Origin of the sequence: Mycobacterium sp. SMC-4 (genome assembly GCF_050205565.1) — a bacterium.
Taxonomy (GTDB): Bacteria; Actinomycetota; Actinomycetes; order Mycobacteriales; family Mycobacteriaceae; genus Mycobacterium.
In genome coordinates this window covers 247,825-273,961 of record NZ_JBNMQU010000007.1, presented here as the reverse complement: position 1 = coordinate 273,961, position 26,137 = coordinate 247,825, and the positions used below count along the sequence as shown (strand labels likewise).

At 66.3% G+C, this 26,137-nt stretch carries 25 protein-coding genes; 16 read left to right on the top strand and 9 right to left on the bottom strand.

The window, feature by feature from the left end; genetic code table 11:
- Positions 1–5 precede the first annotated feature (5 nt).
- From ACQI46_RS14725 to ACQI46_RS14710, 4 genes are read right to left on the bottom strand one after another with little or no spacing between them, the layout of a single operon-like run.
- Positions 6–878, bottom strand: coding sequence for an alpha/beta fold hydrolase (locus tag ACQI46_RS14725; RefSeq protein WP_427094740.1), 873 nt, complete (start codon positions 876–878; stop codon positions 6–8).
- Positions 879–910: 32 nt separating this feature from the next.
- Entirely contained in the window at positions 911–1,324 is a 414-nt protein-coding gene (locus ACQI46_RS14720; protein WP_427094739.1) for a Rieske (2Fe-2S) protein, read from the bottom strand.
- A 3-nt stretch (positions 1,325–1,327) separates the two neighbouring features.
- Positions 1,328–2,470 (bottom strand): amidohydrolase family protein, encoded by a 1,143-nt coding sequence (locus ACQI46_RS14715; RefSeq protein WP_427094738.1) that lies wholly within the window; start codon positions 2,468–2,470, stop codon positions 1,328–1,330.
- 19 nt (positions 2,471–2,489) lie between these two features.
- The gene (locus tag ACQI46_RS14710; RefSeq protein ID WP_427094737.1) at positions 2,490–3,623 is read right to left on the bottom strand and encodes an amidohydrolase family protein; all 1,134 of its coding nucleotides are present in this window, start codon (positions 3,621–3,623) and stop codon (positions 2,490–2,492) included.
- A gap of 247 nt (positions 3,624–3,870) precedes the next feature.
- Between ACQI46_RS14710 and ACQI46_RS14705 the strand changes: the two genes are divergently transcribed.
- From ACQI46_RS14705 to ACQI46_RS14680, 6 genes are read left to right on the top strand one after another with little or no spacing between them, the layout of a single operon-like run.
- On the top strand, positions 3,871–4,869 hold the full coding sequence (locus ACQI46_RS14705) for an acyl-CoA dehydrogenase family protein (protein WP_427094736.1): 999 nt from the start codon (positions 3,871–3,873) through the stop codon (positions 4,867–4,869).
- The gene (locus ACQI46_RS14700; protein WP_427094735.1) at positions 4,853–6,028 is read left to right on the top strand and encodes an acyl-CoA dehydrogenase family protein; all 1,176 of its coding nucleotides are present in this window, start codon (positions 4,853–4,855) and stop codon (positions 6,026–6,028) included. Before ACQI46_RS14705 ends, ACQI46_RS14700 begins: the two co-directional genes overlap by 17 nt.
- A gap of 14 nt (positions 6,029–6,042) precedes the next feature.
- Entirely contained in the window at positions 6,043–7,170 is a 1,128-nt protein-coding gene (locus ACQI46_RS14695) for an LLM class flavin-dependent oxidoreductase (protein WP_427094734.1), read from the top strand.
- Positions 7,167–8,333 (top strand): sulfotransferase family protein, encoded by a 1,167-nt coding sequence (locus tag ACQI46_RS14690; RefSeq protein WP_427094733.1) that lies wholly within the window; start codon positions 7,167–7,169, stop codon positions 8,331–8,333. The genes ACQI46_RS14695 and ACQI46_RS14690 overlap by 4 nt, the downstream gene beginning before the upstream one ends.
- On the top strand, positions 8,333–9,121 hold the full coding sequence (locus ACQI46_RS14685; RefSeq protein ID WP_427094732.1) for a sugar phosphate isomerase/epimerase family protein: 789 nt from the start codon (positions 8,333–8,335) through the stop codon (positions 9,119–9,121). The genes ACQI46_RS14690 and ACQI46_RS14685 overlap by 1 nt, the downstream gene beginning before the upstream one ends.
- On the top strand, positions 9,108–10,319 hold the full coding sequence (locus tag ACQI46_RS14680; protein WP_427094731.1) for a DUF1214 domain-containing protein: 1,212 nt from the start codon (positions 9,108–9,110) through the stop codon (positions 10,317–10,319). The genes ACQI46_RS14685 and ACQI46_RS14680 overlap by 14 nt, the downstream gene beginning before the upstream one ends.
- A 107-nt stretch (positions 10,320–10,426) precedes the next feature.
- Here ACQI46_RS14680 and ACQI46_RS14675 read toward each other — a convergent pair whose 3' ends face one another.
- The 5 genes from ACQI46_RS14675 to ACQI46_RS14655 form a co-directional block, all read right to left on the bottom strand.
- The gene (locus tag ACQI46_RS14675; protein ID WP_427094730.1) at positions 10,427–10,864 is read right to left on the bottom strand and encodes a hypothetical protein; all 438 of its coding nucleotides are present in this window, start codon (positions 10,862–10,864) and stop codon (positions 10,427–10,429) included.
- A 79-nt stretch (positions 10,865–10,943) separates the two neighbouring features.
- Entirely contained in the window at positions 10,944–12,314 is a 1,371-nt protein-coding gene (locus tag ACQI46_RS14670; RefSeq protein WP_427094729.1) for a cytochrome P450, read from the bottom strand.
- A gap of 48 nt (positions 12,315–12,362) precedes the next feature.
- Positions 12,363–12,557 (bottom strand): ferredoxin, encoded by a 195-nt coding sequence (locus ACQI46_RS14665; protein WP_427094728.1) that lies wholly within the window; start codon positions 12,555–12,557, stop codon positions 12,363–12,365.
- Positions 12,558–12,597: 40 nt separating this feature from the next.
- Positions 12,598–13,458, bottom strand: a complete 861-nt coding sequence (locus ACQI46_RS14660; RefSeq protein WP_427094727.1) for a mycofactocin-coupled SDR family oxidoreductase — start codon at positions 13,456–13,458, stop codon at positions 12,598–12,600.
- Positions 13,459–13,526: 68 nt separating this feature from the next.
- A complete protein-coding gene (locus tag ACQI46_RS14655; protein ID WP_427094726.1) occupies positions 13,527–14,228 on the bottom strand; it encodes an SDR family NAD(P)-dependent oxidoreductase in 702 nt (233 codons plus the stop codon).
- Between the two features lie 293 nt (positions 14,229–14,521).
- Between ACQI46_RS14655 and ACQI46_RS14650 the strand changes: the two genes are divergently transcribed.
- Genes ACQI46_RS14650 through ACQI46_RS14605 form a run of 10 tightly spaced genes read left to right on the top strand, consistent with a single transcriptional unit; the run spans position 14,522 to position 26,134 of the window.
- Positions 14,522–16,018, top strand: coding sequence for an aldehyde dehydrogenase family protein (locus ACQI46_RS14650; RefSeq protein WP_427094725.1), 1,497 nt, complete (start codon positions 14,522–14,524; stop codon positions 16,016–16,018).
- Between the two features lie 5 nt (positions 16,019–16,023).
- Entirely contained in the window at positions 16,024–17,232 is a 1,209-nt protein-coding gene (locus ACQI46_RS14645) for a CaiB/BaiF CoA transferase family protein (protein WP_427094724.1), read from the top strand.
- Positions 17,233–17,268: 36 nt separating this feature from the next.
- Positions 17,269–18,480 (top strand): OB-fold domain-containing protein, encoded by a 1,212-nt coding sequence (locus ACQI46_RS14640; RefSeq protein WP_427094723.1) that lies wholly within the window; start codon positions 17,269–17,271, stop codon positions 18,478–18,480.
- Positions 18,477–19,643 (top strand): thiolase C-terminal domain-containing protein, encoded by a 1,167-nt coding sequence (locus tag ACQI46_RS14635; protein WP_427094722.1) that lies wholly within the window; start codon positions 18,477–18,479, stop codon positions 19,641–19,643. Before ACQI46_RS14640 ends, ACQI46_RS14635 begins: the two co-directional genes overlap by 4 nt.
- On the top strand, positions 19,643–20,452 hold the full coding sequence (locus ACQI46_RS14630) for an MlaE family ABC transporter permease (RefSeq protein WP_427094721.1): 810 nt from the start codon (positions 19,643–19,645) through the stop codon (positions 20,450–20,452). Before ACQI46_RS14635 ends, ACQI46_RS14630 begins: the two co-directional genes overlap by 1 nt.
- A gap of 12 nt (positions 20,453–20,464) precedes the next feature.
- The gene (locus ACQI46_RS14625) at positions 20,465–21,322 is read left to right on the top strand and encodes an MlaE family ABC transporter permease (protein ID WP_427094720.1); all 858 of its coding nucleotides are present in this window, start codon (positions 20,465–20,467) and stop codon (positions 21,320–21,322) included.
- 9 nt (positions 21,323–21,331) lie between these two features.
- Positions 21,332–22,528, top strand: a complete 1,197-nt coding sequence (locus ACQI46_RS14620; RefSeq protein ID WP_427094719.1) for an MCE family protein — start codon at positions 21,332–21,334, stop codon at positions 22,526–22,528.
- On the top strand, positions 22,525–23,550 hold the full coding sequence (locus tag ACQI46_RS14615; protein WP_427094718.1) for an MCE family protein: 1,026 nt from the start codon (positions 22,525–22,527) through the stop codon (positions 23,548–23,550). The genes ACQI46_RS14620 and ACQI46_RS14615 overlap by 4 nt, the downstream gene beginning before the upstream one ends.
- Entirely contained in the window at positions 23,551–24,654 is a 1,104-nt protein-coding gene (locus ACQI46_RS14610) for an MCE family protein (RefSeq protein ID WP_427094717.1), read from the top strand.
- Positions 24,638–26,134: an MCE family protein gene (locus ACQI46_RS14605; protein ID WP_427094716.1), complete on the top strand. Its 1,497-nt coding sequence runs from the start codon at positions 24,638–24,640 to the stop codon at positions 26,132–26,134. Before ACQI46_RS14610 ends, ACQI46_RS14605 begins: the two co-directional genes overlap by 17 nt.
- Positions 26,135–26,137 lie beyond the last annotated feature (3 nt).

Genomic DNA, 26,137 nt, shown 5'->3' with positions numbered 1-26,137 from the left:
GGCCATCACTTCCCGAGGAAGTCGAGGATCGCCGGCGCCGCCTGCACCCACGTGTCGAACAGGCAGAAGTTCTTGCCGCCGCTCTGGGCCATCTTCTCCCCGGCGCGTTCCCACGCGTCCTCGGGCCACGGCGGGTCGATCAGCGTGGAACCCTTGATCAGGCAGTGCACCTCGAACGAGGTGCGCTTCGGGTGATCCCAGTCGTTCTCGCCACCACGGATGATCAGCGTGGGAACGGTGATGTCGTCGAACATCTCGTCGGCGACACCGGGAATCGTCTGTCCCGGTTTGGGCACGAAGGCGTTGAGCCAGCGCAGCATCACCTTCAGGAACGCGTCGGCGTCCAGGTCCAGAATGCGTTGCTCGTTGACCGGGTTCTCGGCGATGCGCTCACGCCACTCCGGCACGCTCAACAGGCCTTTGATGCCCAGCCCGCGAACGGCGAGGATGCTGGGCACCACATAGTGACCGCCGAGGACGAAACTGCCGTAGACGCCGCCCACGATGTTCCACACCACGAGTTTGGTGACCATCTCGGGATGCAGCATGGTGAACAGCATCGAATCCCGCGCACCGCCCGAGCCCCCGGCGATGATGCACGGCCCGATGTCGAGTCCGGTGAGCAGGTGGTAGAGCGTCTCGGCACGCATGTGCGATTCGCTCTGGCCGTAGAACTGCACGTCGGAGGCGCCGCAGTTGGGCCGGTCCCACAACAGGACCCGGTAACCACCGTCGACCAGCGCTTCGGCCAGCGGACGCAGACCGGGGATGTCCTTGCTGAACCGGCCACCGGGCGTCAGGACGACGAAATCGCCCTTCTCGCCCAGGATCTCGTAGACGACATTTCCGCCGTTGATCTCGATTGTCTTGTTGGGCAACGTGTCTCCAATGACTTGGGCTACGGCGCGTTCTAGGCCTGCACCAGCACGTCGTTGCCGACGACCCGGACGGGGTAGGTGCGGATACTCCACTCAGGCTTGACCGCAGTGGTGCCGGTGGCCAGTTCGAAGCCCCACTGATGCCAGGGGCAGAAGATGTATTCCTTGTCGCGCACCATGACCGAGTCGCCCGGCACGTTCTCGTCGACGATGTTCAGACCGCGGGTCCGTCCGGCGCACAGCGGACCACCCTCGTGCGGGCAGTAGTTCGCGATCGCGTAGAAGGTGCCGTTGACGTTGTACACACCGACGCCGTGCCGTCCGATGGGCACGAGTTTGTGCTTCCCGGGCGGGATTTCGTCGACGGTGGCCACCACATGTTCCCGGCCCTGGGCCAGCCGGGGCTCACGCCCTGCTGGCTGGCCGGGCGCCTTGTCCTCGCTCATGTTCTAGAAGACCCGTACCTGACCCTCGAGCGCCGGCACGGTGTCCGGCAGCTTGTAGGTCTCGATCCCGTTGCGGAACATCACGGCTTCGCGCGCATGCTCGGGCAGGTGCTTGACCAACCAGCGCGGATCGTCGAACGTCCAGTGCGGATAGTCGCTGGAGAACAGCAGGATCTTCTCGCATTCCATCCACTCGAAGGCCCGGGTCAACTCGGTCTTGTCCTCCGGGTAGTCCAGCGGCTGAGTGGTGAACTTGATGTGGTCCTTGACGTACTCGCTGGGCTTGCGCTTGATGTCGAGCCAGGACTTGCGGGCCTCGTAGAGCGCGTCCATGCGCCACATCAGCGGCAGGATCCAGGTGAAGGCGTGCTCGACGAACACGATCCGCAGATTCGGGTGGCGATCGAACGTGCCGTCGAAGATCAGGCTCATCACCTGGTTGGCCGCCAGCAGCGAGTAGGTGACCATGAAGTCGTGGTTGTAGCTCGGCAGACCGACCGGCGGCATCGGCAGTTCGTCGTAGTGACTGCGCGACAGGTGACAGCTGACCGGGATGTCGTGTTTGGCCGCGGCAGCCCAGATCGGGTCGTATTTCGGGTTGCCCCATGAGGGCCGTGGTTCGGCTTTGATCAGGATCTGCGCCATGTACGGGTGACCGACCCAGCGTTCGATCTCGGCCACGCTGTCCTGCGGCTCCTCGATGGCCAGGCAGATCGATCCCCGCCACCGCTCGTGCCAGTTGTTGTGGCTGTCGAGCCAGTGGTTGGCCTGCCAGTCGTTGAGTGCGCACGACATCGCGTGCTGGGCCTCGGGCAACCGAGCCGGATACGCGGCGGGTTCGAGGATCGCGATATCCGCGCCGGCCTCCATGATCAGCTGCTTGAACGCGAGATCCGGGTCGCTGCAGGCGAATTCACCATCGGACGGGAACGAATCCACGCGCATCGCGTAGGTATGGGCGTAGTCCGGTGCGTCGTAGTAGATCTGCTCACCGACCCGGCGGGTCAGGAAGTAATTGCTGCGCCACGGCTCTGGGATGTACTGGGTGAGCTCGCCGCGGCGCGGCGTGGGATGGACGTCGGAGTCCACGCACCGTACGGCGATACGTTCGGCAGCCGGAACGCGGGGATTGGCGGTAACACTCATGATGGCCTCCTCGTTACCTCTACTGTGCCGCAGCCGTGGGCGTCAGGGATGGACTTGCGCCAACTTCGATGCCGTACAGCTTCGCGGCGTTGCGCCAGCACAACTTGTCGCGCTGTTCGTCGCTGTAGGCCTTGGGCACGGACAACTCGTTGAGCTGCCAGTGCGGATAGCTCGAGCCGTACATCACCATGTCGTCCTTGCCGGTGAAGCCCGCCCACTCGCCGGCGAAATCGACGTCGCCGGGTCCGTCGAGGCTGCCCTGCACGAAGTAGACGTGGTCGGGCAGGTAGTCGCTGGGCATCTTGGGTGCCCAAGGAGTCTGCTCCAGGTGTGGGCGGCCGAAGCAGTCCATCCGCCACATGAACGGCGTCAGCAGATCGGCGGCTCCGTCGGCCCACACGAACTTCAGCGCGGGCATCCTTTCGAATACCCCCTCGGCGATCATGTTCATCAGGTGATAGAGGAAGTTCAGCGCGGTGAATCCGACGAACTGCTCGTAGGTGCGGGTCAGCCCGTTGGGGGTCGGCGGCAGCATTACTCCGGAGCCGACCTCGAAATGCACTGCCACCGGCAGCCCGGCGTCGACCGCGGCCTCCCACAGCGGCCAGAACTGGGGCTTGCCGTACAGCTCACGCGACTGCAGTGGGACGCCCAACTGCACGATGCGGGGGTGGTCCTTGTACTTCTCGATCTCCCGCAGTGCGCCGGCGATGTCGTCGGGGTTGACCCGCAGCGTTCCGCGGAACTTCTCGCCGAACTCCGGATGGTCCAACCACCGCGTCACCATCATCTCGTTGTGCGCCGAGGCGATCGCGGTGCCCAGATGCCGGTCCGGCATGACGCCGCGCGTCATCGGATGCAGTACGGCGATGTCGACGCCGCGGTCGGTGAACAGGTGCTTGGCGACCACTGCCGGATCCGAACCCGGGTACTGACCGTCCGGGCCTGTGGTGCGGTCGGCGTACTCGCCGCCCGGTGCGCCGTACCAGTCCATCTCGTAATCGGGAAAGCCCCGGCTGCGGAACGGTTCCCGCAGGAAATTCTTGCGCAGGTCCTTGTTGGACTCGCAGAAGATGTGCACGCTGGCGTCTATGACAGGGACCTTCACCCCGGCGCCGTCGAGGCCGCCGGACCCGTCATCGAATTCCTTCACGCAGCTTGATCCTTTGCTCTTGGCGGTCGAGGGCGCGACCGTCGATGACCCCAGTGTAGATCGTTGTTCTTCATAAGCAAGAATTCTGTTCTCAAGCGAAACGCTTAACATCCGCGCTGGTAGAGACCGATGTTTGTCGCTCGCTCAGCGCCTGTTTCCGGACAGTCGATGTGCGCCGGGCGAGAATGCTGACACCGGAAAAGAGAATGGTATTCTCGTCTGACTGCCGGTCCGAGGAGGCGCACGGGTGTTACTCGAATTCGATCCTGACCAGCGGCTGTGGCAGGAGACCGTACGCGATGCGGTGTCCAAGCAGTGCCCGGCTTCGCTGATCCGCGACATCGCCGAGAACGGCGTCGATGCGACGCCGTTGTGGCAGAGCTATCTGGACGCGGGGTGGACCGAGCTCGCCGATCCGGAGAACGCCGTCGAGCTGGCGATCGTGCTCGAGGAGTTGGGCCGGGCCACCGACCCCACACCGTTCCTGGCGACGCTGACCCAGTTCGCGCCGCTCGTGGGAGACCGGTTCGACCCGCAGAGCTCCGGAACGGCGGTGTACAGCGGTGTCACCGCGGTCCGAGACGCCGAAGGCTGGGTGCTCAGCGGGACCGACAGGTACGTGCTCGACGGCGACCGCGCCGAACGGCTGGCCGTGCGTACGCCTGCCGGGGTGTTCCTGGTCGGCGCAGACCAGGTCGTCACCCGCCGGGTCGAGACGTTCGACCCGGTGCTGCACGTCGCTGAGGTCTCTTTCGTCGGAGTGCACGTCGCCGACAGCGAGCGGCTGACCGCCGACACCGAGCGCGCCCACCATGTGGCCCTGATGGGGATGGCGATCACCATGGTCGGTGCGTGCCAGCGCATCCTGGACCTGGCCATCGAACACGCCAAGAGCCGTCAACAGTTCGGCGTAGCGATCGGCACGTTCCAGGCCATCCAGCACAAGGCCGCCGACATGCACATCGCGATCGAGCGGGCGCGAGCCCTGGCCTACTTCTCGGCGCTGACCATCGCCGCCGACGACCCGCGCCGCCGTCTCGCGGCGGCCATGGCCAAGGCGGCCGCCGGTGAATGCCAGGCGTTGGTGTTCAAGCACGGACTGCAGAGCTTCGGCGCCATGGGATTCACCTGGGAGAACGACGTGCAGTTCGCGCTGAAGCGCGCCAAGGCCGGAGAGTTGATGCTGGGCGGCGCCGCCGAGCATCGCGCCATGATCGCGGAGGAATTCAATGCAGCTGACCTTTGATGCCGACGTCGAGGAATTCCGCGCCGAGTTCTCGGCCTTCCTCGACGAGCACACCCCGTCGGCCGCCGAGACGCTGGAGCGGCCGCGGTCGGTGTCCCACATGCCGCAGTGGGCCCGGGACTGGCAACGGCTGCTGTTCGACAACGGCTGGCTGCTGCCGGCTCAGCCGCCGGAGTTCGGCGGGCGCAACGCGACGGTGCTGCAGACCTTCGTCCACGCCGAGGAACTGTGCCGGCGCCGGATCTATCACAGCTTCAACCCGCAGGGTGTCAACATCATCGCGGCTTCGCTGTTGACCTTCGGCACCGACGAGCAGAAGCAGCAGTGGGCGGTACCCGTGCTGCGCGCGGAACGCACCGCGTCACTGGGGATGAGCGAGCCCAGCGCGGGGTCGGATCTGGCGTCCTTGCGCACCAAAGCCGTTCGCGATGGTGATCACTTCGTCGTCAACGGGCAGAAGGTCTGGACCTCCGGGGCTCACGACGCGGACTTCCTGCTGACGTTCGTGCGCACCGACCCGGATGCCCCCAAACACAAGGGAATCAGCGTGCTGCTGATCCCGACCGACCTCGAAGGCGTGGTGTGCCGGCCGTTCGCCGACATGACCGGAATCGAGAACCTGGACTTCAACGAGGTGTTCTTCACCGACGTGCGGGTGCCGGTGGAGAACCTCGTCGGCCCGCTCAACGGCGGTTGGGGAGTGGCCAACGGCTCCCTCGGCCACGAGCGCACCATGATGTGGCTGGGCTTCGCCGACCGGATCGCCAACTGCATCGCCGACTTCCGGCCCAAGGATGCCTTGGAGCGCGACGCACTGGCCTCGTCGATCATCGACTACCACGCGCTGCGCCTGCTCGGTTCGGTCGGTATCGCCAAGGCCGCCCGCGGCGAGGTCGACGTGGCGTCGGTGTCGGTACCCAAGCTGCTGGGCGCCGAGGCGGAACAGCGCATCGAAGGTCTGGCGCTCGACACCGCCGGGCCGGACGGGCTCGTGCATCCCGCGACGTCGGGGCCCTACGCGCACATGAATCTCGATCACTACTTCGCGAGCTGGTTCGAACGCTACTGCCGTAGCTTCGGCGGCACGATCGCCGGCGGCACCTCGGAGATCCAGCGCAACATCATCGCCCAACAGGTCCTCGGTCTGCCGCGGCGCTGAGCGCGAGACTCCAGGTGAAAGTCCAGCCGGCAGCTTTCCTGCGTACCACCCTGCCGCTCGACCTGACCCAGCTGCAGAGTCTGGACAGCGGGCGGTACCACTCGATCTGGTTGCCGGACCACATGGTCAGTTTCTGGCCGGACTCGATCTGGACCCCGGAGTTCACCGACCTGGCCACCGTCTCACCGTCTCCGCACCGGCATCTCGACGGGATGGCGGTCGCCGCAGCCGCGGCGGTCCTCACCTCCACCGTGTCGCTCGCCACCAGCGTGGTCGACACCGTCCGACGACACCCGTCCCTGCTCGCGCAGAGCGCGCTGACCATCGACCACCTGTCACAGGGCCGCTTCATCCTCGGCCTGGGCAGCGGGGAGAAAGAGAACATCTCGCCCTACGGTTTCGACTTCAGCCGGCCCGTCGGCCGTTTCGAGGAGGCGCTGCACGTCATCCGTCTGCTCTGGGAGAGCGACGGTCCGGTCGACTACGACGGCCGGTTCTACCGTCTGCAGCACGCCAGGCTCGACGCCGAACCCTACGACGGACGATTCCCGGAGATCTGGATCGGAGCCAGCGGGCCCCGCTCGCTGGACATCGCCGGCCGGTACGCCGACGGGTGGTGGCCCGCGGGCGCGTGGACACCGCAGGACTACGCCGAAAAGCTCGCTGCGGTCAGGGAATCCGCGGACCGGGCCGGCCGCGACCCGATGGCGATCACCCCGGCCTACATCCAGGTCTGCCTCATGGGACGCAACGAAGCGGAACTGGAGAACATCCTCGCGGCCCCCCTGGTGAAGTCCTTCCTGCTGCAGGTGCCGGCCCCGACACTGGCGGCGTTCGGGTTCCGCCACCCCATGGGCGAAAACTGGCAGGGGTTCCACGACATCGACCCGGCGACGCTGTCCCGGGAGCGGATCGTGGACTTCCTCGACCGCGTCGAGCCCGAGATGGTGCTGGCGATGGTGCCGCACGGGACGCCCGAACAGGTGGCGCGGACCGTCAAGGACTACGTCGACGCCGGCCTGCGGGTGCCCAAGATCCTCGACTACGGGGCCATGGCCGGACTCGACCACGCCGCCGCCTCCGCCGAGAACGTGCGTGCGGCCGAGGACGCACTGCTGGCGATGTGCACGGACATCTCATGACGGTGCTCGACGCCGAGGCGATGCTCGAGCGCGCACGCTCTGCCACCGGTCTGACCGACTACGGGGACCCCACGTTCGAGCAGCGGTTCGCGCTCGCCGTGGATCTCCTCGACAGCTTCGGCATGGACCACGACGGACGGGCGCGCGCCACCGAGGTGTGCCACTGGTTGTTGACCACACGGCTGGAGTTCTTCGAAGACCGGAATCGGTATCCGCTCGCCGAGGAAGTCATCGAACAGCCGATGTTCGTCACCGGCGAGCCACGTTCGGGCACAACGTTGATGCATGCCCTGATGTCTGTCGATCCCGACAACCGCGCGTTGCGCTTCTGGGAGGTGATGTACCCGTCACCGCCACCGGGCACCGCAAGTCCCGATGATCCGCGTCGGGCGCGCGCGGATGCCGACTGGCGCGAGATCAATGCCGCCATACCGAAATGGCTGCACAGCCACCCCTACAACGACATGCTCGGCGACGGTCTGCCCGAAGACGAACGCACCTGGGCGTTCGACTTCCGCGTGCTGACCCCCACCGCCTGGTGGCGGGTGCCGATGCCGACCGTCGTCGGCGGACTGCCCACAGATGCCGTCGCGCAGTACCGCATCCACAAGGCGATGCTGGCGCAGTGCCAGTACGGCCGGACGCCGAAACGCTGGGTGCTCAAGGGCTTTCACGGATTCCGACTGCGTGAGTTCTTCGCCGCCTACCCCGATGCCAACCTGGTGTGGTTGCACCGCGACCCCGTGCAGGTCGCGGCATCGCGGACGATGATGATGGCCGACATCGCCGACGGCATGGTCGGCGCCGTCGACCTGCGCGCCGCAGCGCGCATGCACCTGGACCTGACCCGGGCCAGCATCGCCAACACCATGACCCACCCGCTCGTCGACGATCCGCGCATCCTGCACGTGCGCTACACCGACTTCGTCGCCGATCCGGTGCAGACGGTCCGCTCCTACTACGCGTTCTGCGGGCGCGAGCTGTCCGGCGAGGCCGAGACGGCGATGCGGACCTACCTCGCCGAGAACAAGGGCGACCGGCACGGCAAATTCGTGTACTCGACCAGTGTGCTGACCGACATCGGCGAGGACCTCGACGCGCTACACGAGGAGTTCCGGCCGTTCCGTGAGCGCTTCGGCGTCGCGATCGAGAAGCGTGGCTGATGGCTGTCGACGCGAGGCTCTCGGTGCACGACGTCACGTTCCTCGGCGCTGATGCCACGCAGATGATGGCCTGCTGGGAGTCGCTGGGCATCACGCGGCTGAGCCTGATCGACAGCGAGCTGTCCGACCCGATGCTGCGAAAGGCACTGAAGGCGAACGGATATTCGGTGGAGACGGTGTACCACCTGTTCGGCGCGACCGACGGGCTGAAACGGGTCATCGACTCTGCCGCCGACGTCGGAGCGCGCGTCGTCTACATGCTCACCGGCGGACGGGCTGCACTGACCTGGGAACAGGCAGCCCACCGGTTCTGCGATCTGGTCGCCCCGTGCGTCGACCACGCCCGGCAGGCAGGCGTCGCGCTGGCCGTCGAGAACGCCTCGAGCCTGTATGCCGACATCCACATTGCGCACACGTTGACCGACACCATCGCGTTGGCGGAGATGGCGGGAATCGGTATCTGCGTCGACGTCTTCCACTGTTGGGCCGAGGCCAACCTGGCGGCGCTGCTCGAGCGCGCTCTGCCGCGCACCGAGATGATCCAGCTCAGCGACTACGTGCTCGGCGACCGAGCGTTGCCGGCCCGCGCCGTACCGGGCGACGGGGCGATCCCGCTGGAGTCGATCATCACGCAGGTATTGGCGCTGGGCTACCGGCACGGTTTCGACCTCGAGTTGATCGGACCCCGTATCGAATCCGAAGGCCGCCTGGATGCAGCGCGCCGCGCATGTGAGGTGACCTCCGCCATGCTCGAACGGGTTTCGGAGAGCGGCGATGGCCCTCGGTGACGGCGCCGGCGACGCGGAGCTGCACGCCGCGTGGGTGGCGTTCTGTGACCGGCTCAAGGCGGCAGGGGAGCAGGTCTTCAAGGACCACAATGCGACCTCGGAACTGCACCGGGTCGACGGGATGCGGTTTCTCACCCAGAACCTCGGCCAGGCCTTCGATCTCGCGCTGGAAACCCGGGACACGCGCTATCCGAGCCTGCACGCCTTCTGCGGACCGACACGCAAACTGGGCGGGGACTGCGCGGATTTCACCTACCAGCAGGCCTGGATCGACGGTTCCTCGGTCTATCGGCTGGTCGGGACACCCGGCACGGCGAGGTTCCTCAACATCACCGTGCAGGGACGCCGACCCGCCCGCCCCGATGTACTGCACGAACCGTTCGGCGACCTCCCCGAAGCCAACCTGACGGGTGCACAACTCACCTCGGCAGCCGACGGTTCGTTCGAGGTGTACATCGGCGGACCTGAACGCGCGCCGAACTGGTTGCCCACGACTGCCGAATCTCGGAAACTCTTCATCCGCCAGGGCTTCGACTCCTGGGACGAGGTGCCCGCCCGAATGCGGATCGAACGCATCGACATGGCCGCGCCCAAGCCGCTCCCGACAGCTGCCCAGACGATCGAGGCGATCGGGTGGGCCGGGGATTTCCTGACCGGGATGATGCGCGACTGGCCTGAGTTCCCTTTCACGCGTGGGGGAGTCGACGCCGAACACCCCAACACCTTTCCGGCCGCCGATGCCGATGCCGACGATGTCAAGCGTGGCCGCGCGGCGGTCAACATGCACTGGCGGCTGAGGCCCGACGAGGCGCTGGTCATCGAGTTCGACGCCCATGACGGCTTGTGGTCGCTGACCAACATGGGGGTCTTTTTCACCAGCATGGACTTCCTGTACCGGCCGGTGAGCTACACCCCGAGCCGTACCGCGGTCGATGCGGACGGTCGGGTGCGTCTGTTGCTGGCGCACGTGGACCCCGGCTACCACAACTGGATGGACACTCAGGGCTTCGAGCGAGGCAACGTCACCTACCGCCATATGCTCGAGGGTGCGCCGGTCGAGTTGACCACCCGGGTGGTGAAGTACGACGAACTGGCCGATGTGTTGCCGCCCACCACCGTCACGGTGACACCCGGCGAGCGCGTCACGCAGATGTGGGAGCGCTTCAACGGGATTCAGCGGCGTTATTCGCTGCTGTGAGCGCCGACGAGCGCGCGCAAAGTGTTGCTGTTTCGCGGTGTGTCGAGGGACAGACACGCGCGCTCGCCGAGGGAAGGTGGGCCGCCAGCGGGCTCGCGGTGCCTCGGCTACAGGCGCTGGAGGGCGAAGGTCCAGAACTGGGTTCCGGGCGGGCCGTTGAAGCAGCCCACGTCGTACTTCGAGTCGATGGTGCCGAACCGCGTCACCGCGTCGAAGGAGTAGGTGTCCCGCGTCGGCATGTTGTGGCCGGGGCAGCGCAGACCGTCGGGCTGGTCGACGGTGAACGTGTATCGACCGTCGACGAGCCACGCTTTGCTGTCGTAGTACTCGTAGAACTTCAGTCGCGGCCGCCCGCCGACGTGGATGCAGTCGGCCGTCTTCTCCGGGATGCAGGCGGTGACGTACCAGAACCACGAGGCCCGGTCGTACCGGTTGGTCAGCACGTCGTAGTTGCCCAGCGGCAAGCGGGCAGACGACGGCGGTGCGAGCATGGTCGCCGTGGCGAACAACGCCATCAACACCGCGCCGATCCTGCTGAACCTCATGCCCTGTGCCGCCTTCCTGCCTGCGCCGACCGCATCATCGAACCACTTCCGGCTCCCCCGACGGGCCGGAACCGGCGACTCAATCGATGACGGCGCGTTCCTTGCGCTCGGTGATGGGGCGGGCCAGTTCCTGTTCGTCGCAAATACGCTGCAGCTTGGCGATCGTTTCGTCGAGCCCCGGACCAAGCGGCTTGCTCGGGGTGAAGGTCGCGGGCAGGTTCCGCATGCCCTGGATGACACCGATGGTGTCGTAGTGCACCGTGCCTTCGGGATCGCAGACGTAATCGGGCATCCGGTCCAACACCGCGGTCAGCATCGACTTGAACACCGTGCGCGCCACGTTGGACCCGACGCAGCGGTGCACACCGATGCCGAAACTGAAGTGCCGGTTGCCCTTCCGGTCCAGGACGACCTCGTTGGGCTTGTCGAACACCGCCGGGTCCCGGTTGGCCATCGCCCACGACAGCCACAGACGCTCGTACTGCTTGAACTTCTGACCTTCGACCTCGACGTCTTCGTGGAACGTACGGCCATCACCGGGTGCGGGGGTGAAGAACCGCAGGAACTCCTCGGTGGCCGGGTGCAGCAGGGTGTCCCGTTCCCGGCTCAGCCGCTCCCGCTCGTCGGGATGTTCGCCGAGCCATTCCAGCGCGTGCGCGGTCAGGGCGGTGGTGGTGTCGAACCCGCCGCCGATGATCAGACCCAGGTTGCCCAAGATTTCCATGTCGGGCGCGGGCTCGCCGTCGATGCGCAACTGCAACAACGCATTCACCAGCCCGGGGCGGGGGTTCTCGCGGATCTCCATCATGTTGTTGATGAGATCGATGCCCATCTCGCGGTGCTGCTCGTTGATCTTCTCGCGTTCGGGCGCGTGCTCGGGTGTGTACACCGAAGCGTGGGTGGGCTCGCTGTAGACGTTCCACTTCTTCAGCTCGATGCCCATCATGGCCAGCGTGAACACCGCCGGGACCACATTGGCCAGGTGATCGACGAAGTCGATGCGACCGGACTCGATGTGCTCGTCGAGTGCGGCCCTGGTGATCTCGTCGATGAACGGTTCCCAGCGCTTGATCGCCGCCGGGGACAGATACGGGTTCAGCGCCCCGCGATACGCGCTGTGTTCGGGTTCGTCCATCTCCAGGATGCCGCCGCGAACGACGGTGGCGCGACTGGCTTTCGGGATCGTGATGCCCTGGTACGGCGTCTCGCCGGAGATGTCGTGATGGTTGGACACCGCAGGGCAGCGTGCCAGCTCGAAGACCTCTTTGCTGCCGGCGGCCACCCAGTGACCGCCGTAGGTCTCCGACCACGCCAGAGGGCACTTGGAGTGCATCTCCTCGGTGATCTTCTCGAACTGCAACCGATACTCGGGCGTGTGCCGGTCGAAGTAGTACGAGTTCTTCTTCCGGCTGTCGTCGGCGGTGCCGTTCACGACGTCGTCGACACTCAAGGCTTCTGCTCCTGTGCTTTCGCGTTGTTGATCAGCGACCCGGGTAGGTCACTCCTCGATCGAGATGGCCTGTTCTGGGCATGACTGCACAGCCTCACGCACCGCGTCCTCCTGGTCGGGCGGCACGATTTCGTTGACCGGCGAGGCGGTGCCGTCAATGTCGCTGAGCTCGAAGGAATCCGGTGCGATCATCGAGCACAGTGTGTGACCCTGGCAGCGTTCCTGGTCCACCCAAACCTTCACGGCATCTCCCTTTCCACCCTGTTGCTGTCCGTCCTGCTGATCAGACGTGGTAGTCGTACCACTTGAGATAGCCGCCGGCGTCGACGCGCAGTTGCATGCCGGTCACGTAGCGGGACTCCTCGGAGGCGAGCCACAGCACCGCGTTGCTGATGTCCTCGGGTTCGATGTAGTTGACCTTCATGGCCTGCTGCACGCTGAACACCGGCTCCGCGTCGGCACGTGTCGGGTTCTCCAGATCCGGCCGGAAAGACTTGTACATCGGCGGGCTCTGCAGCATGTCGGTGTTGCAGTTGGTCGGGTGGATCACGTTGGCGCGGATGCCGCGCACGGCGAGCTCGGTGGCCAGGTCGTGAACGAACGACGAGATCATCCGCTTGGACACCATGTAGGCCATGCCGCCGGGGTCGCCACCGGGGTTGGGCTTGTTGTGCGCATCCATCAGGGCCGCGGCCGACGCCGTCGCGATGATCGAGGCACCTTCCTTCAGGTGCGGCAGCGCGACGTGGATGGCGTTGATGGTGCCCACCAGGTTGGTGTTGATCACGTCGGTCCAGGCCTGCAGCGGCGGTTGACCCTTCATGCCGGCGATGCCGGCCTGGGCCACCACGATGTCGACCTTGCCGAACTCGGCCAGGCCGGCCTCCAGGGCGGCGCGCAGCTGGGACGCCTCGCGGACATCGGCTTTGGCGGTGACGATCCGCTGGCCGGTCTTCTCGACGAAAGCCGCGGTCTCCTCGAGATCTTCGGGGGTGGCCATCGGGTAGCCGATGGTCTCGAAGTCCTCGCAGAAGTCGACCGCGATGATGTCGGCGCCCTCCTCGGCCAGGCGCACCGCGTGGCTGCGTCCCTGTCCACGTGCGGCGCCGGTGATGAAGGCGACCTTCCCCTGAACGCGTCCCATAGTGTGGTGTTCCTTTCGATGTCCGCGGGGTCTGTTGAGTACTTCGGGCGGGGTCTGGTCCGGCCCGGTCAGGTGTTCCGGCCGCCGTTGACGCCGAGGATCTGCCCGGTGACATAACCGGCTTCCTCGGAGATGAAGAAGGCGCAGGCGGCGGCGATGTCCTCCGGTCGACCCATCCGGCGTACCGGGGTCGCTTCGATCTGTTTCTCGGTGTCGCCGAGGAAGCCCCGTTTCTCGGCCTTGCGCAGCATCGGGGTGTCGATGAAGCCGGGCGGCACGGCGTTGACCGTGATGCCGTACGGGCCGTACTCCAGCGCCAGGGATTTGGTCAGGCCGTTGACGCCCGACTTCGCTGCGACGTACGGCGCCATGAAGGGCTGCCCGGAATGCGTGCTCGACGAGGAGATGTTGACGATGCGTCCCCAGCCCGCCTCGATCATGTCGGGCAGTACCGCCTGCACGCAGTGGAACACCCCGTGGAGGTTCACGTCGATGATCTTCTGCCAGTCCTCGAACGTCAGATCGGTGAACTTCTTGAACCGGTCGAGACCCGCGGCGTTGACGAGCACCGTCACCGGGCCCAGTTCGGTCCGGATCTGATCCAGCGCGTCGTCGATGGCGGCGCGGTCGGTGACGTCGGTGGCATAGGAGAACTTCTGGTCTCCCGGGTTCAAGTCGAGGGTGGCGACCTGCAGACCATCGGCGCGCAGTCGCTCGGCGATCGCGGCGCCGATACCGGAGGCGCCTCCTGTCACGACGGCGGTTTTCATCCGCGGTCTCCAGGGGTGTCGTCAAACCACACAGGGATCAAGAATCTTCCTTCCGATTATGAGAACCGTACTCTCGCATGCTGCACAATCGCAAGACATCTCGGGCGCGTCATCGTCATCGGCGAGACGTCCGGCCGATGATTGTCGCACCGTTTTCCGCTGGCAGCGCTCGTTCTCGGCATTTTCTTGAGTTCTCATCGAGCGAATGTATGATTCGCCGGTGATGAGAATGCAGTTTCCATCACATCAGCCCAGATGAATGCAGACGTTGACGTAACTCTGCGAGGAGGAAGATGTCGGAAGCACCCGCGATCGCGACCACCGAGGGAAGCGCCGACAACGTCGGCGCGCGCGCCGCACGCCGGTTGCTCATCGGCGGCGAGCTGGTCGAGACCGAGCGGACGTTTCCGTCGCTGAATCCGGCCACCGGCCAATTGCTCGGCCACGCGCCCGACGCCACCGTCGACGACGCGCACGCCGCTGTGGCCGCGGCGCGGCGCGCGTTCGACACCACGGACTGGTCGACCGACGTCGAGCTTCGCGTGCGCTGCCTGCAGCAGTTGCACAGCGCGCTGCTCGAGCATCGCGACGAGTTGGCGCAGTTGACCATCGCTGAAGTCGGCGCCACCGAATCGCTGTGCCAAGGTGCGCAACTCGACCAGCCGATCGACATCGTGCGCTATTACGCAGAACTGCTGCAGGGCTATCCGATGACCGAGGACCTCGGAAACATCGAAAGCCGTGGCATGCAACATCACCGGTGGGTGGAGAAGGAAGCCGCCGGCGTCGTCGCGGCGATCATCGCCTACAACTATCCGAACCAGCTGGCATTGGCCAAACTCGCGCCCGCGCTGGCCGCCGGCTGCACCGTCGTCCTGAAGTCCGCACCGGACACGCCGTTGATCACGCTCGCGCTCGGCGAGCTGATCGCCGAGCACACCGACATCCCCGCCGGCGTCGTCAACGTCCTCTCCGGCGCCGATCCGGCGGTGGGTGCGGCACTGACCACCAGCCCCGACGTCGACATGGTGACCTTCACCGGCTCGACCCCGACCGGGCGCGCCATCATGGCCGCGGCCAGCGAGACGCTGAAGAAGGTGTTCCTCGAACTCGGCGGCAAGTCCGCCGCGATCGTGCTCGACGACGCCGACTTCAACACCGCCGCGTTGTTCTCGGCGTTCAGCATGGTCACCCACGCCGGGCAGGGCTGCGCGCTCACCTCCCGGCTGCTGGTGCCGCGCAAGCACAAAGACGAGATCGTCGAGCTGATCAAGAACAACTTCGGGTTGGTGAGGTACGGAGATCCCGCGGATCCCAAGACCTACATGGGTCCGCTGATCAGCGAGAAACAGCGCGACAAGGTCGACGGCATGGTGCAGCGCGCCGTGGCCGCGGGTGCCACCTTGGTGACCGGCGGCCAGAAGGTCGACCCGGGCTTCTTCTATACCCCGACCCTGCTGGCCGATGTCGATCCGGACAGCGAGATCGCGCAGGAAGAGGTCTTCGGCCCGGTGCTCGTCGTCATCGACTACGACGATGACGACGACGCGGTGCGCATCGCCAACAATTCGATCTACGGCCTCTCGGGTGCGGTGTTCGGCAGCCAGGAGAGGGCATTGGCCGTGGCCCGCCGCATCCGCACCGGCACCTTCTCCATCAACGGCGGCAACTACTTCAGCCCGGACAGCCCGTTCGGCGGCTACAAGCAGTCCGGTATCGGCCGCGAGATGGGCCGGGCCGGACTCGAAGAGTTCCTGGAAACCAAGACGTTCGCAACGGTGGTGAGGTAAGCGCTATGACTAAGCCTCTGGAAGGCATTCGCGTCCTCGAGGTCGCGATGTACGGCTTCGTCCCATCGGCCGGTGCGGTGCTGGCCGAGTGGGGAGCCGACGTCGTCAAGGTCGAGCACGCCGTCACCGGCGACCCGCAGCGGGGACTGCGCCAGACCGGGCTCCTGCGCGTCGAGGGCGACCCGAACCCGAACATCGAACACGCCAATCGGCTCAAGCGCAGCATCGGGCTGGACATGTCGGTGCCGGAGGGGCGCGAGGTCCTGCTCGAACTCGCCCGGCGCTCAGACGTGTTCCTGACCAGCTTCCTGCCCGGGCACCGACAGAAGTTCGGCATCGACGTCGACGACATCCGCGCGGTGAACCCGAACATCGTCTACGCCCGCGGCAGCGCGTTGGGACCGCGTGGCGAGGAAGCGGTCAAAGGCGGCTACGACATGACCGCGTTCTGGTGCCGCGCCGGTACCGCCGCCACCATCACGCCACCGGGCACCCCCGGCATGGTCGGTCCGCCGGGGCCGGCCTACGGCGACACGATCTCGGGCACCAATCTGGCCGGTGGGATCGCCGCCGCGCTGCTGAAGCGGGAACGCACCGGGGAACCGTCGATCGTCGACGTCTCGCTCCTGGGTAGCGGTCTGTGGGCGCTGGGCCACACGGTGGCACTGACCACCCACCTCCAGGAGCGGATGGAGGCGTTCCCGCCGGGAGTGCACGGGTCGCCCATCAACCCGCTGGTCGGCCTGTATCCGACCGCCGACAACCGCTACATCTCGTTCGTGATGATGCAGCCGACCAAGTTCTGGGCCGACGTGTGCCGGCACATGGACCTCGAGGATCTGATCGACGACCCACGGTTCGCCACCGCGGAGTCGATCGCCGAGAACACCGAGACCGCCACCGGAATCCTCACCGAGGCGATGGCCAAGCGCACGCTGCCCGAGTGGAGTGAGCGGTTCGCGACGCTGGCCGGTCCCTGGGCGCCTGTGCAGGACACCCTGCAGGCTGCTCAGGACGCGCAGATCCGCGCCAACGAATACCTCGTTACCGCAGGGGAACTCGAACTCGTCGCCAACCCGGTACAGTTCGACGTCTGCGCTCCGACGTCCGGACCGGCGCCCGGTTTCGCCGAGCAGACCGACCAGATCCTCGAAGAGCTCGGGTTGGACTGGGATCGGATCATCGAGCTGAAGACGGCCGGCGCCGTCACCTGACGCGGCCGGCAACACATTTCGCTGGAGGCAACCTGCATGCCATTCGTCACGTCCGTCGGCACCTACCTGCCGTGCTGGGGTGCGCCCCTGCACCGCGTGGCAGGTGACGACGAAGACGTCGTCACGATGGCCGTGGAGGCCGGACGGGCGGCGCTGACGGACGGCGCCGCGGTGGAACGTGTCGTGCTGGTCAGCCGTGATCTGCCGATGATCGACAGCAGCAACGCGGCGGTGCTGTTGGCCGGACTGGGACTCGATCCCGAGTTGGAGGTCGACGAACGACTCGGCGGGGCGCCCGCCACCCTCGACGCGGTGAGCTCGGCGCGGCCCCGCACCTTGATCATCGGCGCTGACCTGCAGCCGGCCGGTGCCGCGGCGATCGTGACCGCAGACCGCGGCCTGCAGGTCCGCACTGCGGCCCGGGTGGCGCGCAGCCTGCCGGTCCGCACCCGCGACGCCACCGGCGACATCCACGACTACGGGGACCCGCGCCTGCTGCACGAACGAGGCCTGATCGCGTCGCTGGCGGCGGCATGGCTGGACACGCCGGTGGCGATCGCCGGCGTCGACCACGAGCGCGTCGGTGAACTGTGCCTGGGCGACCCGCCGGCGTTGCCGACCTCGGGTGCCAGCGCAGGTCTGTTCGCCTTGGCGGGTCTGGCCGAACGCGGAGTCACGGGGCCCCTGGTGGCCGTCGAACAGGCCATCCTGTCCGGCATCACCGTGACCGGCGGGACCGCCGCCATCCACCGGCGCGAGCCGGCCCCCCGTCCGATGCCCGAAGGCAGATACATCGCCGACGGCGACATCCCGATCTCCCTGGCCGCGTACGAACGGGCATTCGAGGCCAAAGTGCGTTGGGAGGCCGGACGATTCGCCGACACCGGTGAGCTCGACTTCCCGCCGCGCTACCGCGTCGACGCCAACGGCGTGCTGTCGACCGACTATGAGCTGGTGCCGCTGCCGCGCACCGGGACGGTGTACACCGAGACCACGGTGCACCTGCCGGTTCCGGGTCTGCGGACGCCGTACTCGCTGGTCATCGTCGAACTCGACGAGGTCGCGGTCCGCGCCTTGGTCAAAGTGACCGGAGCGCCGCCCGGGACGGTCGACATCGGCGACCGCGGCCGCCTTGCCCTGCGGCGGGTGGCCGTGCGCTCCGGGGTGCCCGACTACGGCTATGCGTTCGAACCCGACAGTCAGCGACGAGCGCTTGCGCGAGGAGCAGACAGCCAGGGTGCCGCATGAGGCGCGTCGCGATCGTCGGTGCCGGGATGACACCGTTCGGTGAACATTTCGCACTGGGCATCAAGGATCTGCTCCCGATGGCGTACGCGGCGTGCGCCGCGACGGTCGACAAGGGCTTGACGAAGTCAGACCTGCAGGCCGCGTGGATCGGCGCGATGGGCACGGCCGACGGCTTTCCGGCCGGGATCCTCGCCGACACGCTGGGCTTGACGGAGTTGCCGGTCAGCCGCGTGGAGAACTCGTGCGCGACCGGACACGACGCCATCCGCAACGCGCTCTTTGCCGTCGGTTCGGGTGCCTGCGACGTGGCGCTGGTGATGGGCGCGGACAAGTTGCGTGACACCACTTCGGCCGAAATGCTGTGGGAATGGGAAGCCATGGTGCGCGACATGGCCTGGGACTATCCGCTGGGCCTGGTGGCGCCCGCAGGATTCGCCCTGCATGTTCGCCGATATCTCCACGAATCTTCGGCAACTGAAGAACACTTAGCCATGGTGGCGGTCAAGAACCACCGCCACGGAGCGACCAACCCTAAGGCGCGACTGCGCTTCGAGATCACGATGGAGCAGGCCCTGAACGCACCGACGGTGGTGACCCCGTTCCGGCTGTACGACTGCGCGCCGCAAAGTGACGGCGCCGCAGCGGTCGTCATCGCGGCCGACGAGGTGGTGGACCGCTTCACGGACCGTCCCGTGTGGATTCGCGGTGTCGGGCTGGGGTTGGACTCCGTGATGCACCAGCACAAACCCGACATGACGAGCTTCCCCGCCACAGCACGTGCGGCACAACAGGCCTACAAGGCGGCGGGTATGTCGCCGTCCGACATCGATGTCGCCGAAGTGCACGATTTCCTCACCGGTATCGAGCTGATGAGCTATGAAGACCTGGGCTTCGCCGAACGATTCGGCGCGCACAAGCTACTCGAAGCCGAGGTGACAAGCGTCGGTGGCTCATTGCCCGTCAACCCCAGCGGCGGGTTGAAGTCCAAAGGTCACCCGCCGGGGGCCACTGGTGTGGCACAGTGCGTCGAGCTGTTTCAACAGTTGCGTGGTGAGGCCGCCAATCAGGTGGACGGCGCGCGAATCGGGTTGGCGCACAACATCGGCGGACCGACGGCGGTAGCGGCTGTGACGATTCTAGAAGGACCAGGGAGACCACGCTGATGGCGGTGAAGGGACCGGAACGCTGGTCGACGGGGATCGCGTTGCCCAACGGCCTGTCCGGGGCGATGCAGGCCGTCGGTGGGTTCTTCTCGATGGCGTTGGACGCGGTGCGATATGTGTTCGTGCGGCCGTTCCAGTGGCGGGAGTTCCTGGAGCAGTCGTGGTTCGTGGCTCGGGTGTCGATGGCGCCGACGTTGCTGGTGGCGATTCCGTTCACCGTGCTGGTGTCGTTCACGTTGAACATCCTGCTGCGCGAGCTCGGTGCGGCTGATTTGTCCGGTGCCGGTGCGGCTTTCGGAGCGGTCACCCAGGTGGGTCCGATGGTGACGGTGCTGATCGTGGCCGGTGCGGGGGCGACCGCGATGTGTGCCGACCTCGGGTCGCGCACCATCCGTGAGGAGATCGACGCAATGGAGGTGCTGGGCATCAACCCGGTGCAGCGGCTGGTCACCCCACGGATGCTGGCGTCAGGCCTGGTGGCGTTGCTGCTCAACAGCCTGGTGGTCATCATCGGCATCCTGGGCGGCTACTTCTTCTCGGTGTTCGTCCAGGACGTCAACCCCGGCGCGTTCGCCGCAGGCATCACGTTGTTGACCGGGGTGCCCGAGGTGATCATCTCCTGCGTCAAAGCCGCCCTGTTCGGTCTGATCGCCGGTCTGGTGGCCTGCTACCGCGGGCTGACGATCTCCGGTGGTGGCGCCAAGGCGGTCGGCAACGCGGTCAACGAAACGGTGGTCTATGCATTCATGGCGCTGTTCGTGATCAACGTGCTCGTCACCGCCATCGGTATCCGGATGACGTCGGGCTAGGGGCGAGAACACATGGGCACCACAACGATCCTGAGGACGCGGTTTCCGCGGCTGATCCGCAATGTCAACCGGCCGGTGGATTGGCTGTCGCGCATCGGCGACCACACGTTGTTCTACGGTCGGGCGCTGGCAGGCACCCCGCACGCCGCGGTGCATTTCCGTAAGGAGATCATCCGGCTGATCGCAGAGATCTCGATGGGCGCGGGCACATTGGCGATGATCGGTGGCACCGTGGTCATCGTCGGGTTCCTGACCCTGGCCGCCGGCGGCACGTTGGCGATCCAGGGCTACAGCTCCCTCGGTGACATCGGTATCGAGGCGCTGACCGGCTTCCTGGCCGCGTTCATCAATGTGCGTATCGCCGCGCCGGTGGTGGCCGGCATCGGTCTGGCCGCCACCTTCGGGGCGGGGGTGACCGCCCAGCTGGGCGCCATGCGGATCAACGAGGAGGTCGACGCGCTGGAGTCGATGGGCATCCCGCCTGTCGAGTACCTGGTGTCCACCCGGATCGTCGCGGGGATGGTGGCGATCGCGCCGCTGTACTCGATCGCGGTGATCCTGTCCTTCCTGGCCTCGCAGTTCACCACGGTGGTGATATTCGGGCAGTCCGGCGGCCTCTACGACCACTACTTCGACACCTTCCTCAACCCGATCGACCTGCTGTGGTCGTTCCTGCAGGCCATCCTCATGGCGATCGCGATCCTGTTGGTGCACACGTACTTCGGCTACTTCGCCTCCGGCGGTCCGTCGGGCGTGGGTGCCGCGGTCGGCAACGCCGTGCGGACCTCCCTGGTGGTGGTGGTGTCGGTGACGCTGCTCGTGTCGCTGTCGATCTACGGTTCCAACGGCAACTTCAACCTGTCGGGCTAGGGGGACGAGTTGAACAAGAACTACGTGCGGCCGCTGGCCGGCCTCGGACTGGTCGTCGTGCTGGTGGTCATCCTGGTGGTCTCCGTCGGGCTGTTCGCGGGCAAGTTCACCGAAACGGTTCCCGTGACGGTGGTCTCCGACCGGGCCGGCCTGGTGATGAATCCCGACGCGAAGGTCAAGATGCGTGGCGTGCAGGTCGGCACGGTCAACTCGATCGCGTACCGACCCGACGGCAAAGCCGAACTGCGCCTGGACATGGATCCGTCCCAGATGCACCTGATCCCTCGCAACGTCTCCGTCGACATCGCGTCGTCGACCGTGTTCGGCGCAAAATTCGTCCAACTCGAAGCGCCACCGGACGCGTCGGCCGAGCCGCTCGAGAAGGGGCAGGTACTGCAGGGCCAGCACGTCACCGTGGAGGTCAACACCGTTTTCCAGCGCCTGGTCAACGTGCTCGACGCCGTCGAACCGACGAAGCTGAACCAGACTCTCGGTGCCATCTCGCAGGCCTTCAGTGGCCGCGGCGAGAAGTTCGGGCAGACGATGAGCGACTTCAACGAACTGCTGGCCAAGCTGGAACCGAGCCTGCCGACCCTGGCCCACGACATCGAGGTGTCGGTGCCGGTGCTGCAGACCTACGCCGATGCCAGCGGTGAGCTGTTGTCCACGGTGGAAAACGCGACACAGCTGAGCAATTCGATCGTCGAGGAGCAGAACAACCTAGATGCGTTCCTGGTCAGTGCCATCGGTCTGGCCGACATCGGCAACGAGGTGGTTGGCGGAAACCGCAAGGGCCTGACCGACGCGCTCGACGTGCTGGTTCCCACCACCGACCTGCTGCACCTGTACCGGAAGTCCCTCTGGTGCGGCATCGGCGGCCTGGTGCCGTTCGCCAAGTCCGCACCGCAGTTCTCCGGCGTCATGGTCAACGCGGGCCTGACCCTGGGTGTCGAGCGCTACCGCTATCCGAGGGATCTGCCCAAGGTGGCGGCCAGCAGTGGTGGCCGTGACTACTGCGCCGAACTCGGGTTGCCCGAGCTGCCGGCCGAATTCGTTCCGCCGCTGCTCATCGGTGACGTCGGCTCGAACCCGGCCCAGTACGGCAACGCAGGCATCCTGCTCAACTCCGAGGGTCTGAAGAACTGGCTGTTCGGACCGCTCGACGGACCGCCGCGCAACACCGCGCAGATCGGAATGCCAGGATGACGCGCTCAGTCGGAACCCTCATCAAGTTCAGCATCTTCGGGCTGGTCATGGCGGTACTCACCGCCTTCCTGTTCTTCGTCTTCAGTGACGCCAGAACCGGCTCCACCAACGAGTACTCGGCGGTGTTCTCGGATGCGTCGCGACTGGAGACCGGCGACACCGTGCGCATCGCCGGTATCCGCGTCGGCACCGTCACCGGAGTGTCGCTGCAGCCGGATCGTTCGGTGCTGGTCAAGTTCGACGCCGACCGCAACACCGTGTTGACCACGGGGACACAGGCGGTCATCCGCTACCTGAACCTGGTGGGGGACCGCTACCTGGAACTCGTCGACACTCCCGACTCCACTCAGATCGTTCCGGCGGGCAGCCAGATCCCGCAGACACGCACGGCGCCGGCGTTGGATCTCGACCTCCTGCTGGGCGGCCTCAAGCCCGTCATCCAGGGTCTCAATCCCGAGGACGTCAACGCGCTGACCTCGTCGCTGGTCCAGATCCTGCAGGGGCAGGGCGGCACTCTGGAGTCGCTGATGTCGAAGTCGTCGTCGTTCACCAACGCGCTCGCCGACAACAACGAGACGATCGAGCAACTGATCGTGGACCTGCGTTCGGTGCTCGACACCCTCTCCGAGGACGGCGAGGAATTCTCCAACGCCATCGACAAATTCGAGCAACTGGTCCGTGGACTGTCGGCAGACCGTGACCCGATCGGCACGGCCATCGAGGCGCTGGACAACGGCACCGCATCGATGGCCGACCTGCTAGGCCGGGGACGTGCCCCGCTCGCCGGGACCGTCGACGAGCTGAGCCGGCTCGCACCCTTCGTGACCAACGATCTCGACCGCCTCGACGCCACGCTGCAGCGGTTGCCCGAGATCTACCGCAAGCTGGCCCGCGTGGGCTCCTACGGAGCCTGGTTCCCGTACTACATCTGCGGTATCACCTTCCGCGCCAGCGATCTCGAGGGACGAACCGTCGTCTTCCCCTGGATCAAGCAAGAAACGGGAAGGTGCGTGGACGAGTAGATGCTCAAGTATCGCGGTTCTCAACTCGCCAAGGCAGGGTTCATCGGCGTCGTGCTGATGATCCTGGTCATCGCGGTCGGCCTGCAGCCGGAACGACTCCTGCAGTGGGCCACCGCCATCCGGTACCAGGCGCTGTTCGTCGAAGCCGGGGGACTGACCGTCGGCAACGACGTGACGGTATCGGGCATCAAGGTCGGCTCGGTGTCGTCGGTGGAGCTCGAAAACGGCGACGCCCTCGTCGGATTCACCATCGACGGCAAGTACGCGCTCGGGTCCGACACGACGGCGCACATCCGGACCGGCACACTTCTCGGTGAGCGCGTGCTCGCGCTCGAGTCCGCCGGCAGCGGAACCCTCGACCCGCAACAGGCCATCCCGACCTCGCGGACGTCGTCGCCGTACTCCCTGACCGACGCCGTCGGCGAGCTGACGTCCAACACCGCCGAAACCGACACCGATTCGCTGAACCGGTCGCTGGACACGCTGGCCGAAACACTCGACCAGGTGGCGCCACAACTCGGTCCGACCTTCGACGGACTGTCGCGACTGTCGAAGTCGCTCAACAGCCGCAACGAGAGCCTCGCGGAGCTGCTTCGCACGGCCGGTGACGTGACCGGGATCTTCTCCGAGCGCAGCAAGCAGGTCAACTCGCTGATCCTCAACGCCAACGATCTGCTCGCCGTGCTGAATGACCGGCGCCACGCGATCACCAGCCTGCTGAGCAACATCACCGCGGTGTCGCAGGAACTGCGCGGCGTGGTCGCCGACAACGAGGCCGAGCTCGCGCCGGCACTCGAACGGCTCAACACGGTCGTGGCTGTGCTGGAGAAGAACCGCGACAACCTCGCCAAGATGCTGCCCGGTGGAGCGAAGTACTACCTGACCCAGGGCGAGATCGTCTCCAACGGCGCGTATTACAACGCGCTGGTGCCCAACGTGTCGCCCGCTCAGATCTTGCAGCCGTTCCTCGAGTACGCGTTCGGCTTCCGCCGTGGCGTGGACGCGGGCCAGCCGCCGGACAACGCCGGACCGCGCGCCGAGATCCCGTTCCCTGTCAACAGCATTCCGCAGCCAGGAGATCTGCCCAATGATGGCAACCCGTAAGCCGCTGGTGGCCGGCACGGCGATCGTGCTGGCCCTCCTGCTGGTCGCCGGTGCCGCGTTCCTGGTGCGCCAGGTGTTCTTCGGCCCGTACACCATCACGGCGTACTTTCCGACCGCCACCGCGATCTACCCGGGCGACGAAGTGCGCGTCTCGGGCGTCAAGGTCGGTTCGATCGACAAGATCGAGCCCGAGGGCACCCAGACCAAGATGACCCTCAAGGTCGACCGCGGCGTCAGCGTGCCTGCCGACGCGCGTGCGGTGATCGTCGCGCAGAACCTCGTGGCGGCCCGGTATGTCCAGTTGACGCCGGCCTACCGCGAGGGTGGGGGCCCGACCATGGATGACGGCGGCGTCATCCCCAGCGAGCGCACGGCGGTGCCCGTCGAGTGGGACGAGGTCAAGACGCAGTTGACCCGGCTGGCCACCGAGCTGGGTCCGCAGGCCAGCATGGACGGCACGTCCATCTCGCGGTTCGTCGACAGCGCAGCTGATGCGATGGGCGGCAACGGGGAGAAGCTGCGCGAGACGCTGCGGCAATTGTCCGGTGCGGCAAGGATCTTCGCCGAAGGCAGTGGGAACATCGGCGACATCATCAAGAATCTGCAGGTGTTCGTCACCGCGTTGCGCGACAGCAAGCAGCAGATCGTGCTCTTCCAGAACCGGTTGGCGAGCCTGACCAGCGTCGTCAACGACAGCAGGTCCGAACTCGACTCGGCGCTCACGGAGTTCTCCCTGGCGATCGGCGACGTGCAGCGCTTCGTGGCCGGCAGCAGAGACCAGACCTCCGAGCAGGTGCAGCGGTTGGCGAGCCTGACCCAGATCCTCGTCGACAACCGGATGGCGTTCGAGAACGTGCTGCACATCATGCCGAACGCGATCGCGAACTTCGAGAACATCTTCTATCCCAACGGCGGCTCGGTGACGGGCGCGTTCGCGCTGTCGAACTTCTCGAACCCGGTGTGGTTCGTGTGCGGTCTGATCGGCGGCGTCGCCAACACCACCGCGCCCGAGACCGCCAAGCTGTGCGCCCAGTACCTGGGACCGGCCCTGCGGCTGTTGAACTTCGGGAACCTGCCGTTCCCGATCAACGCCTACCTGCGGCCGGCCGTCAGCCCTGAGCGGTTGATCTACACCGATCCGAAGCTGGCGCCCGGCGGTAGCGGTCCGAACGACCCGCCGGAGCCGCGGCCGACGGTGTCCGCCTACACCGGTTCCGGGGACATCCCGCCGCCTCCGGGCTGGACCGATCCGCACGGGCCGCGCGGAATCTACACGACCGACGACGACGCACCGGCGATCCCGTCGCCGCCGTTGTTCCCCGGCGCGCCGATTCCGGGACCGCCCAACATCCAGAGCAATCTGCCCCCGCAGCCGCAGTCCGTCGACGGTCTGCTGTTGCCGCCGACCCCGGCGCCGGGCGGTCCGCCGGCGCCTGCCAACGGGCCACTGCTTCCGGCAGAAGGGATGCCGCCGTCATGATCT

What these genes read in the sequence shown, in the direction of transcription:
- ACQI46_RS14720 (WP_427094739.1), bottom strand. Translation starts at nt 1,324, where the DNA reads ATGAGCGAGGACAAGGCGCCCGGCCAGCCAGCAGGGCGTGAGCCCCGG.
- ACQI46_RS14715 (WP_427094738.1), bottom strand. Translation starts at nt 2,470, where the DNA reads ATGAGTGTTACCGCCAATCCCCGCGTTCCGGCTGCCGAACGTATCGCC.
- ACQI46_RS14700 (WP_427094735.1), top strand. Translation starts at nt 4,853, where the DNA reads ATGCAGCTGACCTTTGATGCCGACGTCGAGGAATTCCGCGCCGAGTTC.
- ACQI46_RS14690 (WP_427094733.1), top strand. Translation starts at nt 7,167, where the DNA reads ATGACGGTGCTCGACGCCGAGGCGATGCTCGAGCGCGCACGCTCTGCC.
- ACQI46_RS14685 (WP_427094732.1), top strand. Translation starts at nt 8,333, where the DNA reads ATGGCTGTCGACGCGAGGCTCTCGGTGCACGACGTCACGTTCCTCGGC.
- ACQI46_RS14680 (WP_427094731.1), top strand. Translation starts at nt 9,108, where the DNA reads ATGGCCCTCGGTGACGGCGCCGGCGACGCGGAGCTGCACGCCGCGTGG.
- ACQI46_RS14675 (WP_427094730.1), bottom strand. Translation starts at nt 10,864, where the DNA reads ATGAGGTTCAGCAGGATCGGCGCGGTGTTGATGGCGTTGTTCGCCACG.
- ACQI46_RS14660 (WP_427094727.1), bottom strand. Translation starts at nt 13,458, where the DNA reads ATGGGACGCGTTCAGGGGAAGGTCGCCTTCATCACCGGCGCCGCACGT.
- ACQI46_RS14655 (WP_427094726.1), bottom strand. Translation starts at nt 14,228, where the DNA reads ATGAAAACCGCCGTCGTGACAGGAGGCGCCTCCGGTATCGGCGCCGCG.
- ACQI46_RS14650 (WP_427094725.1), top strand. Translation starts at nt 14,522, where the DNA reads ATGTCGGAAGCACCCGCGATCGCGACCACCGAGGGAAGCGCCGACAAC.
- ACQI46_RS14645 (WP_427094724.1), top strand. Translation starts at nt 16,024, where the DNA reads ATGACTAAGCCTCTGGAAGGCATTCGCGTCCTCGAGGTCGCGATGTAC.
- ACQI46_RS14640 (WP_427094723.1), top strand. Translation starts at nt 17,269, where the DNA reads ATGCCATTCGTCACGTCCGTCGGCACCTACCTGCCGTGCTGGGGTGCG.
- ACQI46_RS14635 (WP_427094722.1), top strand. Translation starts at nt 18,477, where the DNA reads ATGAGGCGCGTCGCGATCGTCGGTGCCGGGATGACACCGTTCGGTGAA.
- ACQI46_RS14630 (WP_427094721.1), top strand. Translation starts at nt 19,643, where the DNA reads ATGGCGGTGAAGGGACCGGAACGCTGGTCGACGGGGATCGCGTTGCCC.
- ACQI46_RS14625 (WP_427094720.1), top strand. Translation starts at nt 20,465, where the DNA reads ATGGGCACCACAACGATCCTGAGGACGCGGTTTCCGCGGCTGATCCGC.
- ACQI46_RS14615 (WP_427094718.1), top strand. Translation starts at nt 22,525, where the DNA reads ATGACGCGCTCAGTCGGAACCCTCATCAAGTTCAGCATCTTCGGGCTG.
- ACQI46_RS14610 (WP_427094717.1), top strand. Translation starts at nt 23,551, where the DNA reads ATGCTCAAGTATCGCGGTTCTCAACTCGCCAAGGCAGGGTTCATCGGC.
- ACQI46_RS14605 (WP_427094716.1), top strand. Translation starts at nt 24,638, where the DNA reads ATGATGGCAACCCGTAAGCCGCTGGTGGCCGGCACGGCGATCGTGCTG.